This is a genomic window from Streptomyces sp. NPDC001858 (genome assembly GCF_053594615.1).
Genome location: NZ_JBSFEV010000005.1, coordinates 268,828 through 281,735 on the forward strand (window position 1 = coordinate 268,828; position 12,908 = coordinate 281,735).

11 protein-coding genes and 2 tRNA genes are annotated in these 12,908 nt (G+C 70.9%); 8 read left to right on the forward strand and 5 right to left on the reverse strand.

Features of this window, described 5'->3' with window-relative positions; translation table 11 throughout:
• Positions 1-162 precede the first annotated feature (162 nt).
• The 4 genes from ACWCPF_RS09850 (at position 163) to ACWCPF_RS09865 (ending at position 3,307) form a co-directional block, all read left to right on the forward strand.
• Positions 163-1,272, forward strand: a complete 1,110-nt coding sequence (locus ACWCPF_RS09850) for an SDR family oxidoreductase (protein WP_451044464.1) — start codon at positions 163-165, stop codon at positions 1,270-1,272.
• A 130-nt stretch (positions 1,273-1,402) separates the two neighbouring features.
• Complete coding sequence (locus ACWCPF_RS09855) at positions 1,403-1,864, forward strand: molybdenum cofactor biosynthesis protein MoaE (protein WP_451044465.1); 462 nt, start codon at positions 1,403-1,405, stop codon at positions 1,862-1,864.
• 132 nt (positions 1,865-1,996) lie between these two features.
• Positions 1,997-2,161, forward strand: coding sequence for a hypothetical protein (locus ACWCPF_RS09860; protein WP_358801141.1), 165 nt, complete (start codon positions 1,997-1,999; stop codon positions 2,159-2,161).
• A gap of 54 nt (positions 2,162-2,215) precedes the next feature.
• Positions 2,216-3,307, forward strand: a complete 1,092-nt coding sequence (locus ACWCPF_RS09865; protein WP_451044466.1) for a YlbL family protein — start codon at positions 2,216-2,218, stop codon at positions 3,305-3,307.
• Between the two features lie 42 nt (positions 3,308-3,349).
• Here the strand turns inward: ACWCPF_RS09865 and ACWCPF_RS09870 are convergent, their stop codons facing one another.
• Positions 3,350-3,892, reverse strand: a complete 543-nt coding sequence (locus ACWCPF_RS09870; RefSeq protein ID WP_450948909.1) for a PPA1309 family protein — start codon at positions 3,890-3,892, stop codon at positions 3,350-3,352.
• A gap of 163 nt (positions 3,893-4,055) precedes the next feature.
• Between ACWCPF_RS09870 and ACWCPF_RS09875 the strand changes: the two genes are divergently transcribed.
• The 4 genes from ACWCPF_RS09875 (at position 4,056) to ACWCPF_RS09890 (ending at position 9,406) form a co-directional block, all read left to right on the forward strand.
• Positions 4,056-7,049, forward strand: coding sequence for a UPF0182 family membrane protein (locus ACWCPF_RS09875; protein ID WP_451044583.1), 2,994 nt, complete (start codon positions 4,056-4,058; stop codon positions 7,047-7,049).
• A 40-nt stretch (positions 7,050-7,089) separates the two neighbouring features.
• Positions 7,090-7,163: transfer RNA gene (locus ACWCPF_RS09880), tRNA-Met, on the forward strand.
• A 206-nt stretch (positions 7,164-7,369) separates the two neighbouring features.
• Complete coding sequence (locus ACWCPF_RS09885; protein WP_451044467.1) at positions 7,370-9,250, forward strand: tetratricopeptide repeat protein; 1,881 nt, start codon at positions 7,370-7,372, stop codon at positions 9,248-9,250.
• Positions 9,251-9,332: 82 nt separating this feature from the next.
• Positions 9,333-9,406: transfer RNA gene (locus tag ACWCPF_RS09890), tRNA-Met, on the forward strand.
• Positions 9,407-9,488: 82 nt separating this feature from the next.
• Here the strand turns inward: ACWCPF_RS09890 and ACWCPF_RS09895 are convergent.
• The 4 genes from ACWCPF_RS09895 to ACWCPF_RS09910 form a co-directional block, all read right to left on the reverse strand.
• Positions 9,489-10,646 (reverse strand): ABC transporter substrate-binding protein, encoded by a 1,158-nt coding sequence (locus ACWCPF_RS09895; protein WP_451044468.1) that lies wholly within the window; start codon positions 10,644-10,646, stop codon positions 9,489-9,491.
• Complete coding sequence (locus ACWCPF_RS09900) at positions 10,643-11,485, reverse strand: ABC transporter permease (RefSeq protein WP_451044584.1); 843 nt, start codon at positions 11,483-11,485, stop codon at positions 10,643-10,645. Before ACWCPF_RS09900 ends, ACWCPF_RS09895 begins: the two co-directional genes overlap by 4 nt.
• A 44-nt stretch (positions 11,486-11,529) precedes the next feature.
• Positions 11,530-12,297, reverse strand: coding sequence for an ABC transporter ATP-binding protein (locus ACWCPF_RS09905; protein WP_451044469.1), 768 nt, complete (start codon positions 12,295-12,297; stop codon positions 11,530-11,532).
• An 85-nt stretch (positions 12,298-12,382) separates the two neighbouring features.
• Entirely contained in the window at positions 12,383-12,799 is a 417-nt protein-coding gene (locus ACWCPF_RS09910) for a Fur family transcriptional regulator (RefSeq protein ID WP_363166974.1), read from the reverse strand.
• Positions 12,800-12,908: the final 109 nt, after the last annotated feature.

Genomic DNA, 12,908 nt, shown 5'->3' on the forward strand with positions numbered 1-12,908 from the left:
ATCGGCCGGCGGCGACTGCCCTGCAACACCACCCAGCGTAGACACCCCGGCTCGATCGGGCCTCGGTGCTTCGCCGACTCCTGGCCTGCGGCAGGATGGATGCCACCTGGTACGTACGCGTCACTCACGCCCGTATGCCAAGACAACCGCTGGAGACACCTGGTGAGTTCCCCAGATCCGCAGGTTCGCGCAGCGCGAAACCACTCGAGCCCGGGCGGTGCGCGCGGGCCCGTCGTCGCCGTGACCGGTGCCGCGACCGGGGTCGGCGCGCTGCTCACGGAGCGGCTCGCCGCATCGGAGGAGGTCAAGCAGGTCGTCGCCATCGACGAGCGGCGAGGCGAGTGCGACGCGGCGCAGTGGCACATCCTCGACGTCCGTGACCCGGCGATCGCCGAGAAGCTGCGCGGGGCGGACGTCGTCGTCCACCTCGCCCTCGACCTCGACCTGGGGAGTGACGCCGCCGCCCGGACGGCCTACAACGTGCGCGGAACGCAGACCGTGCTGACGGCCGCCGCGGCGGCCGGGGTGCACCGCGTCGTGCTGTGCACCTCCGCGATGGTCTACGGGGCGCTGGAGGACAACGAGCTGCCGCTCGCGGAGGACGCCGAGCTGCGCGCGACGGCCGAGGCGACCGGCGTCGGCGACCTCCTGGAGATCGAACGGCTCGCGCGGCGCGCACCCCGGGCGCATCCGGGGCTCAATGTCACCGTGGTGCGGCCCGCGATCCTGGTCGGCGGCACCGACACCGCGCTGACCCGGTACTTCGAGTCCCCGCGGCTGCTGGTCGTCGCCGGTTCGCGGCCGGCCTGGCAGTTCTGCCACGTCGAGGACCTGGTGGGCGCCCTGGAGTACGCCGTCCTGGAGAAGGTCGACGGAGAGCTGGCCGTCGGGTGCGACGGGTGGCTGGAGCAGGAGGAGGTCGAGGAGCTCAGCGGGATCCGGCGGATGGAGCTGCCGTCGGCGGTCGCGCTCGGCGCCGCCGCCCGGCTGCACCGGATCGGTCTCACGCCGTCTCCGGCGGGCGACCTGGCGTACACGATGCACCCCTGGGTGGTGAGCGGGAGCCGGCTGCACGACGCGGGATGGCGGCCGCAGTGGACCAACGAGGAGGTCCTCGCGGAGCTGCTGGAGGAGGTGTCCGGGCGGCACACCGTCGTCGGCCGGCGGCTGGGCCGCAAGGACGCGACCGCCGCGGGCGCGGCAGGCGCGACGGTGGCCCTGCTGGGTGCGGCGGCCGTGGTGCGCAGGGCCCGGAAGGCCCGGCGGCGGTGAGCACGGGGGCTTCCCGCCCGCCGGGAAGCCCCGGACGGGCCGGCTTCGGAGGTCGCTCCGAAGCGGCACACGCGTGTACCGGACGACGACGCTGTTCCCCGTGGTCTCGGCGGTGCGGCACGATGGGGGCATGGCAGCCACCAATGACCACCCCGGCGAGCAGGCGGCGCAGGATCCCGTCAAGCTGATCGCCGTGCGCGAGACCGCGCTCTCCCTGGACGAGGTGTTCCGCGCCGTCGGAGACGACGCGGCCGGCGGGACGGCGCTGTTCGTGGGCACCGTGCGCAACCACGACGGGGGCGCCGACGTCGACGCGCTCGGCTACTCCTGCCACCCCAGTGCCGAGGCGGAGATGCGGCGGATCGCGGAGAAGGCCGTCGCGGACTTCCCCGTGCGCGCGCTCGCGGCCGTGCACCGCGTGGGAGACCTGCGCGTCGGCGACCTGGCCGTTGTCGTCGCCGTCTCCTGCCCGCATCGCGGGGAGGCCTTCGAGGCCTGCCGGAAGCTGATCGACGACCTCAAGCACGAGGTGCCCATCTGGAAGCACCAGACGTTCTCGGACGGCACCGAGGAGTGGGTCGGCGCCTGCTGACCCCTTCCGGTCACGCTCCCGGGACCACCCGTCCGGTTGCGTAACCGGACCCCTGCCGTGAGCGTTGTCAGTGCGGATGGTTAATCTGCTGATCAGTCAGTTGCGGTAGCTCATCGGGGTTGGGAGGTCGGCATGGCTGCGCTCGCCTGGTTGTTGATTCCGCTTGCCACCGGGATCGGCGCGGGCCTGTGGGGCAGTTGGGCCAACCGCACCCGCAAGGCCCGCAGCGACGGCCCTGAGCTGGACGGATACGCGCGCTTCCGCGCGGCCATGGAGAAGCCCCACTCGCATACCTGACCCGGGTGGCAGCCCTGACGGTGCGCTGACAGACGGGTCACGTAATGTCGAGTCATGCCACGCCGCACCGCGACGATGCTCGCCTCCACCCTGATGCTGATCGCGCTCCTGTGCGCGGGCGTACTCATCCCCGTGCCGTATGCGGAGATGTCCCCGGGGCCGACGGTGAACACGCTCGGCGACCACGACGGCGAGCCGGTGCTGCAGATCTCCGGGCGCAAGACCTACGCGACCAGCGGCAACCTGAACATGACCACCGTGCGCGTCACCAGCGCCGACTACCGGATGAACCTGGTCGAGGCCGTCTACGGATGGCTCGCGCACGACAACAAGGTCGTGCCGCACGACACGCTCTACCCGGACGGCAAGACCGAGGAGCAGTCCACCCAGGAGAACGCCGAGGAGTTCAGCCAGTCCCAGGAGAGCGCCAAGGTCGCCGCCCTGAACGAGCTGGACATCCCGGTGACCTCCTCGGTGATCGTCTCGACCGTGGTGAAGGGCTCCCCGGCCGAGGGCAAGCTGCACGCCGGTGATGTGATCAAGGCCGTGGACGGCACCGCGGTGAAGGAGCCGGGCGACGTCGCGAAGCTGGTGACGAAGCACAAGGCGGGGGAGAACGTCGTCTTCACGATCGTGCCGGCCAAGGAGCAGGCGGCCGCCGAGAAGGCGAACAAGACGGCGACCAAGACCCAGGACGTCACCATCACCACCGCGAGCTCCGACGACACCGGCGAGAAGCGGGCCATCGTCGGGATCTCGGCCGGGACCGACCATGCGTTCCCGTTCACCATCGACATCAAGCTCGCCGACGTCGGCGGGCCCAGCGCCGGTCTGATGTTCTCGCTCGGCATCTACGACAAGCTCACCCCGGGCAGCCTCACGGGCGGCAAGTTCGTCGCCGGCACCGGGACCATCGACGACGCCGGCAAGGTCGGGCCGATCGGCGGCATCGAGCTGAAGACCGTCGGCGCGCGCAGCCAGGGCGCCCAGTACTTCCTGACGCCCGCCGACAACTGCGCGGCCGCCGCCAAGGACACCCCCTCGGGGCTCAGGCTCGTCAAGGTGGACACCATCGACGACGCCCTCACCGCCCTCAAGGACATCCGCAGCGGCGACACCGCCGACCTGCCGAAGTGCACGAAGTAGCCGGCTGACCCGGCCGGCCACCGCGCGAACCTTCCGGGGGGGCTACTCCGCGAAGGTCGCCGACAGCGCCTCGGCGAGGCCCGGCACCAGGCCCGCGCCCGTGAGGACCTCCGTCGGGGCGTCCTTCTCGCGCAGCCGGAGCGCCGAGTCGCGGGTGCCGTCGCGCAGCACGCCGACCGTCATCCGGACCTCCTGACGGTCGGGGTGGTCCGCCACCCACTTCGTGAGCTTCGCCCCGCTCAGCCCCTGCGGGACCTGGGCCTCCGCGGACGGGGGCAGCATCAGCCGCTCCACGGTGAGGGCGCAGCCGACCACCGCGTCGGGCCAGGCGATCGTGGCCAGGAACTCGTCGAGCGGCTTGTCCGTTGGCACTTCGTCCTGCTCGATCGGGGTGAGACCGGTGGTTGCGGGCTCGTCCTGAAGGCCGAGCTGGGCGGCGAGCGACGGTTCCTGGGCTCGCAGCCGAGCGGTGTCTACGAGGGCGAAAAGGCGGGCGGGCTGGTCCCAGCCGAGGCCGGAGGCGTACTCGTCGATCTCGAGTACGGCCCGGGTGAGCGGGCTCGCCGCCATGGGAGTGTTGGACATGGTCACAATCCTCTCTCGTTCCTGGCCGGAATCGGGAACCGAGTAAAGGGTGAGTAAGTTGCATAGATGTGGGCTCGCGATCACGGGGGGCCACGAACGGTCCACGAACACGCGGGCCTGACGGATCAATTTCGACTTCGAGGTGCGCACCTTGGCTTTCCAGATGCCGGACCGCGGCGGAGGCCCGACAGGGCCGCGGATGAGAGTGGGCCGCCCGTCCCGGCGCGTCCGGACCCTGCTCATGACACTGGGCGTCCTTGCCGTTCTCGGCATGGCGTTCACCATGTTCGCCGGGTTCTGGACGGACTGGCTCTGGTACCGCTCGGTGAACTACTCGTCGGTCTTCACCACCACGCTGTGGACGAAGATCGGGCTGTTCTTCGTCTTCGGCCTGCTGATGGCCATCGCGGTCGGCTTCAACATCTGGCTGGCCCACCGGCTGCGGCCGCCGCTGAGCGCGATGTCGGTGGAACAGCAGAGCCTGGACCGCTACCGCATGGGCATCGCGCCCTACAAGACGTGGCTGCTGCTCGGCATCACCTCCCTGGTCGGCCTCATCGCCGGCGCCTCGGCGGCGGGCCAGTGGCGGACGTGGCTGATGTGGGTCAACGGGGTGTCCTTCGGGCAGAAGGACCCGCAGTTCCACCTCGACGTGTCCTTCTTCGCCTTCGACCTGCCCTGGTACCGGTTCCTGCTCGGCTTCGGCTTCGCCGCCACGATCCTCGCCCTGATCGCCGCCGCGCTCACCCACTACCTGTACGGCGGACTGCGGGTCACCAGCCCGGGCGCGCGCGCCACGGCCGCGGCCACCGGGCACCTGTCGGTGCTGCTGGGCATCTTCGTCACGCTGAAGGCGGTCGCCTACTGGCTCGACCGCTACGGACTGGCGGTGAAGTCCAGCGACTTCAAGGCGACGGACAACTGGACGGGCCTGAGGTACGTCGACGCCAACGCCTACCTGCCGGCCAAGACGATCCTGTTCTGCATCGCCGTCATCTGCGCGCTGCTGTTCTTCGCCACCCTGTGGCGGCGCACCTGGCAGCTGCCGGTGATCGGCTTCGGCCTGATGGTGCTCTCGGCGATCCTCATCGGCGGGCTGTACCCGGCGATCGTCCAGAAGTTCCAGGTCCAGCCGAACGAGCAGGCCAAGGAAGCCCCGTACGTCGAGAAGAACCTCAAGGCGACGCGCGAGGCGTACGGGATCGACGGCGCGCAGGTCACCGAGTACTCGGGCACCAGCACCACCAAGGACAAGACGAAGCTGCGCGACGACGCCGACGCCGCCGCGAGCATCCGGGTCCTGGACCCGAACATCGTGTCCCCGACCTTCCAGCAGCTCCAGCAGATGCGGAAGTACTACGCCTTCCCGACCAACCTCGATGTGGACCGCTACAACATCAAGGGCACGGACGAGGACACGGTCATCGGTCTGCGCGAGCTGAACCTCGCGGGCGTGGACAAGCAGAACTGGATCAACAACCACTTCCGCTACACCCACGGCTACGGCGTGGTCGCCGCCAACGGCACCACCTCCGACTCCGAGGGCCGGCCGCTCTTCACCGAGTCCAACCTGCCCTCCGTGGGCGAGCTCGGCACGTACGAGCAGCGGGTCTACTACGGGGAGAAGACGACCACGTACTCGATCGTCGGCGGTCCCCAGAAGGAGATCGACTACTCCGACGACCAGGGTGAGAAGACCACCAGCTACACCGGCAAGAGCGGGGTCAACCTCTCCAACCCGATCAACCGGGCCGCGTACGCGGTGGCGTTCGGGGAGCCGCAGATCATGTACTCCGGCGCCATCGGCGACGGTTCGCGGATCCTGTACAACCGCACGCCGAAGGAGCGCGTCGAGGCGGTCGCCCCGTGGCTGACCATCGACGGCGACGCCTATCCGGCCGTGGTCGGCAACAAGATCCAGTGGATCGTCGACGCGTACACGACGACGAACGGCTACCCGTACGCCTCGCGTACGACGCTGGGCGACACGACGGCCGACTCGCTGACCGCGACGAACGACAACCGCGCGGTGGTGGCCCAGCAGAACCAGGTCAACTACATCCGCAACTCGGTGAAGGCGACCGTCGACGCGTACACGGGCGAGGTCAAGCTCTACCAGTGGGACACCAAGGACCCGGTCCTGAAGACCTGGATGAAGGCGTTCCCCGGCACGGTGAAGTCCAAGTCGTCGATCTCGAACGACCTGATGGCCCATCTCCGGTACCCGCAGGACCTGTTCAAGGTCCAGCGTGAGCTGCTCACCCGCTACCACGTGAAGGACGCCACGACGTTCCTCAGCGGCAGCGAGGTGTGGCAGGTGCCGGACGACCCGTCCAACAAGTCGGGCGACGCGGTGCCGCCGTACTACCTGAGCATGAAGATGCCCGACCAGGCGGCGCAGGCGTTCTCGCTGACGACGACGTTCACGCCCAACGGCCGGGACAACCTCAGTGCGTTCATGGCGGTCGACTCCGAGGCGGGCACTCCCGACTACGGCAAGATCAGAGTGCTGAAACTGCCGACCAGTACGACGGTCGACGGACCCAAACAGGTGCAGAGCCAGTTCAACTCCGAACAGGAGATCGCCGAGTCCATCAGACTCCTGAGGGGCGGCGACTCCGACATCGAGTACGGCAACCTGCTGACGGTGCCGTTGGACGGCGGACTGCTGTACGTGGAGCCCGTCTATGTGCGCGGTGGCGGACTGAAGTACCCGCTGCTGAAGAAGGTGTTGGTGACCTACGGAGGCAACACCGCCTTCGAGGACACCCTGGACGAGGCCCTCAACAAGGTCTTCGGCGCGGAGAGCACGACCACGCCGCCGGCTGACGAGGGAGACGGCGTCACGCCACCGCCGACGTCCACCAACCCGACGGTCAGAGAGGCGCTCGCCGACGCCCAGAAGGCCTTCACCGCGGGCCAGGAGGCGCTGAAGAAGCCCGACTGGGACGCGTACGCCAAGGCGCAGAAGGATCTCGAGGCCGCGCTGAAGCGGGCCGAGGCCGCGCAGGCGGCGGCCGACAAGGGCGCCAAGGCCAGCAGCACACCGAGTCCGACCGGCTCGGCGAGCCCGAGCGGCGCCTCCGGCGCCGGCTCCGGCAGTGGTGCCGGCAGCAGCGCGAGTCCGAGCCCCAGTCCCAGCCCGAGCAGCGGCTGATCATGTCCGCCCCGCGTCGTGGTACGGTTGTGGAACACGACGCGGGGTGGAGCAGCTCGGTAGCTCGCTGGGCTCATAACCCAGAGGTCGCAGGTTCAAATCCTGTCCCCGCTACTGAAGACGAAGGCCCGGATCCAGAAATGGATCCGGGCCTTCGTGGTGTGCGAACGCATGTGCCGGGGCACGTGATGGCCGCGCCGCTGTGGGGAGTTGAGGGATCTGTGTTTGACTTGTCTCTCTGTGGGCATGTCGACAAAACGCTGAAGTGACCTTACGGGCCGCGGTATACCAGGTGTACCCGGGTTGCGGGTGGTGCGACGATGGACGTTATGGGGGACAAGGCAACTCTGTTCGAGACAGGGCGGTTTGTGCAGCCTTCCGGCGAGGAAGCGACCCCGGACGAGAGCCGGGACGAGACGGCGGACGCCGTCGAGACGGGTGAGGCCGTCGAGGAGATGCGCCTGCGGCTCGCGGCGGAAGCCGGCGACGCCGAGGCCATGAGCGTCCTCGGGGCCATGCTGCTGCGCCGCGGCGACCTCGACGGCGCCGAGCCCCACCTGCGTGCCGCCACCGCCGAGGGCGACCGGGCCGCCGCCAACAACCTGGGCGTCCTCCTCCACCAGCGCGGCTACCCCGACGACGCCGCCGGCTGGTGGCGGGTCGCCGCCGTCGCCGGCTCCGCCGCGGCCGCGCACGCGCTGGGCCGCCACCGACGCGAGTGCGGAGACGAACCGGCCGCCGAGTACTGGCTGCGCCAGTCCGCCGAACAGGGGCACGCGCTGGGCGCGTACGCCCTCGCCGACCTGCTGGAACACCGTGGCGACGCCGGGGCCGAGCGCTGGATGCGGGCCGCCGCCGAACGCGGGCACCGGGAAGCGGCGTACCGGCTGGCCCGCGCCCTCGACCAGAAGGAATACGAGCAGAACGGGGAGCGCCGGAGCACCGTCACCGACGGCGACCGGGATGAGCACGGCCATGACAACGGGATCGTGGCGCGGGCCGAGGCCGAGCAGTGGTACCGGCAGGCCGCCGCGCGCGGACACCGCCGGGCCGCCCTGCACCTCGGCACCATCCTGGAGAAGCGGGGCGACCTGAAGGAGGCCGGGCGCTGGTACCTGACCTCCGCCAAGGACGGCGAGGCGCGCGCCGCCTGCGCACTCGGCTTCCTGCTGCGCGACGCCGGCGACACCGAGAACGCCGCCATCTGGTGGCTGCGGGCCGCCCAGGAGGGCGACGGCAACGCGGCGAACGCACTGGGCGCGCTGCACGCCGAGCGCGGGCAGACCCAGACCGCCGAGCGGTGGTACCGGGCCGCCATGGACGCCGGCGACGACAACGGCGCCTACAACCTCGCCCTGCTCTGCGTCGAGCAGGGCCGCACGGCGCAGGCCGAGCAGTGGTACCGGCGCGCGGCCTACGCCGGGCACCGGGAGGCGGCCAACGCGCTCGCCATCCTGCTGCTCCAGGGCGGCGACACGGCCGGCGCCGAACCGTGGTTCTCCAAGGCGGCCGAGGCGGGCAGCGTCGACGCCGCGTTCAACCTCGGCATCCTGTTCGCCGGGCGGGGCGAGGAGCCCGTCGCGCTGCGCTGGTACGAGCGGGCGGCCGCCGCCGGGCACACCGAGGCCGCGCTGCAGGTCGGCATCGCGCGGCTGCGGGACGGCGACGAGCAGGAGGCCGAACGGCATCTGCGGTGCGCCGCGGGCGGCGGGAGCGCGGAGGCGGCCTACCGGCTGGCGGCCGTGCTGGACGCGCGCCGGCCGCAGCAGCCGGCGCACGAGCTCGGGGAGATCGTGCACGAGAAGACCGAGTGCGAGGAGTGGTACGAGCGGGCGGCCACGCAGGGGCACCGCCGCGCCCAGGTGCGGGTCGGGATGCTGGCCGCGGCGCGCGGCGACGTCGTGGAGGCGGCGCGCTGGTACCGGACGGCCGCCGAGGCCGGATCGCGCAACGGCGCCTTCAACCTCGGGCTGCTGCTCGCGCGGGAGGGCAGCGAGCCCGAGGCCGCCGTGTGGTGGACCCGGGCGGCCGACGCCGGGCACGGGCGGGCGGCGTTGCGGCTCGCCCTGGTCTACGCGCGTCGCGGCGAGCTGGCGGAGGGACAGCGCTGGGCGGACCGGGCGGTGTCGCTCGGGCCGGGCGAAGTCGCCGAACGGGCGGCGCGGCTGCGGGACGCACTGCGTGAAGAGCTCTCCGCATGAGCTCCTCTGACCTGCGAAGACGAGCGGCCGTCTAATGGATTTGCCTTCGTCCTCCCCCTTCACGTAACGTTGCATTCATCGCCGCGGGGTGGAGCAGCTCGGTAGCTCGCTGGGCTCATAACCCAGAGGTCGCAGGTTCAAATCCTGTCCCCGCTACTGAAGGCCGAGGGCCGGAATCCAGAACATGGATTCCGGCCCTCAGTCGTATGTCCTTCGGTCGTGGTCGTGCTCGGGAATTTCAGCCGCTGCGGCCGACCGCCTCCTCGTACAGCCGCCGGTCCACGGTTCTCAACTCCGGGAGCGGGTCCCCGTCGGTGACCCCCTGGGCCTGGTAGGCGGCCTGGAGGCGGTCCGTAGTGCCGGCGCGGATCTCCCAGTCCATGCGGAGCGAGGGCGTGGACTTCAGGATCGTCTCGTCGATCTTCAGCAGCTTCGCGAGGTAGGTGACGAACGCCTCGTCCTTCTTGTAGTCGGCCGCGAAGTAGGTGTTCACGGTGCGGATGTACGCCCTGATCAGGGCCACCCCCGCGGCCACGTCGTCGTTCAGCAGGCTCGGGCCGTAGAGCAGGCCGCCCAGCGGTTCGCCCTGCGGCTGGCCGCCGAGGAAGGCGTACGAGGGGTCGCCGTCGACCTTGCGCCAGATCGGGTCGAGGAGCCAGGCCGAGTCCACCCCGCCGTTCTGGAGCGCGGTCAGGACGTCCGCCGAGCCGAGCTGCTGGTACTGGATGCGGTCCAGGGCGCCGCCGTGCTCCTCCAGCGCCTTCTCCATGGGGTACGCGATCACCGAGCCCTTGCCGATCATCGTGCCGAGTCTGCTGTCCGCCATGGAGACGTCGGCGGCCTGCTCGCCGTCCTTCAGACGCACCCACAGGCCGCTCTTGGAGCCGGCGCCGGGGGAGAAGTTGCCCGCGACCCAGCGGATGTCGAAGCCGCCCCTGACGCCGTTCATCACCGCCGCCTCCGGGGCCGCCCACAGGGCGTCGACCTCCCCCTTGGCCAGCAGGGGCAGCGCGTCGGGCGTGGGCAGCACCTTCAGGGCGACGTCCAGGCCCTCCCGCGCGAACTCGCCCTTGTCGAGGGCGACCTGGAGCGGGGCCACGTACTCCGCGCTCAGGGTGCCCGTCGCGATGGTGAGCCTGCGGCGCTCGGGCAGGGGCGAGGGGGCCGGGGAGCCCGTCCGGCAGCGGGCGGGGGCACGGGTGGGGGAGAGGTCGGCCGGGTCCGTCCGGGCGGCGGCGGTGCAGCCGTCCACCGGGCGGATCGCCCGGGTGGTGCCCTGGGCGTCCGACCGCGTTTTCGCGTCGTCGTCCGGGTGCGGTGACGAGCAGGCCGCCGATGCCAACAGGGCGGCCGTGACCAGTACGGCCGGCCCCAGCCTGCGAAAACGTCTCCTCATGCCTGCCCCCGGCCCCGGTCCCGCGGCGCCCACGGTGTGAGCAGCCGTCCCACGATCCGTACCAGCTCGGAGAAGACCACTCCGAGCGCTGCCACACAGACGATCCCGACGAACATGACGTCGTTCTGGAACAGGGCGCGCGAGTCGAAGATCAGATGGCCGAGGCCGTTCGCCGCAGCGATCTGTTCCGAGGCGACGATGACCAGGACCGCCACGCCCGCCGCGATCCGCGCGCCCACCAGGACGGCGGGCAGCGAGGCGGGGAGCAGGACGTGGCGGAACATCTGCCACGGCGAGGCGCCGAAGACGCGGCCCGCGTCGCGGTGGCCGGCGGGGATCGCCAGCACCGCCGACATCGTCGAGATCCAAACGAAGAAGAAGACCGTCGTCGCCACCAGGGCCACCTGCGGGCCCTCGCCGAGGCCGAACATGTTCAGGAAGATCGGCAGGAGGGCCAGTTTCGGGACGACGTACAGGGCGTCCAGGAGGGGCTCCAGGGCCGCTCGGACCAGGGAGAGGGAGCCCATCAGCAGGCCGAGGGCGTAGCCCGCCGCCGTGCCGATCGCATAGCCGCCCAGGACGCGCTTCAGCGTCGCCCACACGTCCGGCCACAGCTCGCCGGCCGCGGCCCGGTCCCAGCCGTCGGCGAGGATCGTGGACGGGGCCGGGTAGACGCGGTCGTCGATCCAGCCCCGGACGGCCGCCAGTTGCCACAGCAGGACCAGCAGCAGCGGGACCGCGAGCGCCAGGGAGAGCTCCAGGGCCCGGCGGCGGCGGTGCGTGCGGACGGGGTGCAGTTCCTCGGGGCCGGGGCGGCGTACCAGGACCGGCCCGCCCAGGTCCGAGTTCGAGTCGGGATCCGTGTCCTTCTTCAGCGGCGTGCTCACGCGAGCACCGCCTCTCTGCGCAGCAGGTCCCACAGCTCGTCCCTGAGGGCGGTGAACTCGGGGGTCGAGCGGATGTCCCCGGTGCGCGGGCGCGGGAAGGGCGGGCGGTGTTCGGCGATGATCCGGCCCGGGCGGGCGGACATCACCAGGACGCGGTCGCCGAGGACGATCGCCTCCTCCAGGCTGTGGGTGATGAACAGGGTGGTCGTGCGGGTGGCCTGGGTGAGGTCGAGGAGTTCGTCCTGGAGGATCGTGCGGAGTTGGGCGTCCAGGGCCGCGAAGGGCTCGTCCATCAGCAGGATCTCGGGCTCGACGGCCAGGGCGCGGGCGATCGCGACCCTCTGGCGCATCCCGCCCGAGAGGGTCGCCGGGTAGGCGTCCGCGAAGGCCGCGAGGCCCATCCGGGCCAGCCAGTCGTCGGCGCGGGCGGTCGCCGCACGGCGCGGGACGCGCTGGACGTCCAGGCCGAAGCGGACGTTGGCGCGGACGGTCTTCCAGTCGTAGATGCCGTAGTCCTGGAAGATCATGGCTGCGGGGCGGGGGTCGGCGGTGCGGATCTCCAGCGTGCCGGTGCTCGGGCGCAGCAGCCCCGCCGCGATACGCAGCAGGGTCGACTTGCCGCAGCCCGAGGGGCCGACGACGCAGGTGAACTCTCCGGGGGCGACGGCCAGTTCGAGGGGACCGAGGGCGGCGACCGCGCCCGGGCCCCGGCCGAAGGTTCGCGTCAGATCACGTGCGCTGAGTTTCGGATACGGCTCTCCCACAGCTCCCGACGATATGACGGGTCGTCAGATTCGGGAACCCCGTGTGCCGGGGCGGGTGTGCGGAGGGGGCCTGTGCGGTCGCCGCTCAGGCCGCGGCGCAGTTCGGGCAGATCCCGCGGTAGGTGACCTCGACGTCCGAGACCTTGAAGCCGAAGCGCTCGGAGTCGGGGAGGTCCGCCAGCGGGTTGCCGCTCGGGTGCACGTCCTTGATCGCGCCGCACTGGGCGCACACCAGGTGGTGGTGCGGGCGGTGCGCGTTCGGGTCGTACCGCTTGGCGCGCTTGTCCGTGGCGACCTCGAGCACCTCGCCGAGCGAGACCAGCTCGCCGAGCGTGTTGTAGACGGTCGCCCGGGAGATCTCCGGCAGCCGGACGACGGCCCTGGCGTGCACCTCGTCGGCGGTCAGATGGACGTGATCGCCGTCGAGCACCTCGGCCACGACGCGGCGCTGCGCGGTCATTCGCCAACCGCGTCCGCGCAGTCGTCCCAGAAGGTCACTCATGGATCCCAGCCTAACAGTCGACGGGAACAGGTCCCGAACGAGTGTGACTTTAGAGCCCAACTTGACTTGGACAAAGTCCATTGTAGGATCAACCCTGAGACTGCGGCAA

Coding starts and splice junctions, on each gene's coding strand:
- ACWCPF_RS09865 (WP_451044466.1), top strand. CDS start 2,216: ATGCCACGCCGCACCGCGACGATGCTCGCCTCCACCCTGATGCTGATC.
- ACWCPF_RS09910 (WP_363166974.1), bottom strand. CDS start 12,799: ATGAGTGACCTTCTGGGACGACTGCGCGGACGCGGTTGGCGAATGACC.
- ACWCPF_RS09870 (WP_450948909.1), bottom strand. CDS start 3,892: ATGTCCAACACTCCCATGGCGGCGAGCCCGCTCACCCGGGCCGTACTC.
- ACWCPF_RS09895 (WP_451044468.1), bottom strand. CDS start 10,646: ATGAGGAGACGTTTTCGCAGGCTGGGGCCGGCCGTACTGGTCACGGCC.
- ACWCPF_RS09860 (WP_358801141.1), top strand. CDS start 1,997: ATGGCTGCGCTCGCCTGGTTGTTGATTCCGCTTGCCACCGGGATCGGC.
- ACWCPF_RS09855 (WP_451044465.1), top strand. CDS start 1,403: ATGGCAGCCACCAATGACCACCCCGGCGAGCAGGCGGCGCAGGATCCC.
- ACWCPF_RS09875 (WP_451044583.1), top strand. CDS start 4,056: ATGCCGGACCGCGGCGGAGGCCCGACAGGGCCGCGGATGAGAGTGGGC.
- ACWCPF_RS09885 (WP_451044467.1), top strand. CDS start 7,370: ATGGACGTTATGGGGGACAAGGCAACTCTGTTCGAGACAGGGCGGTTT.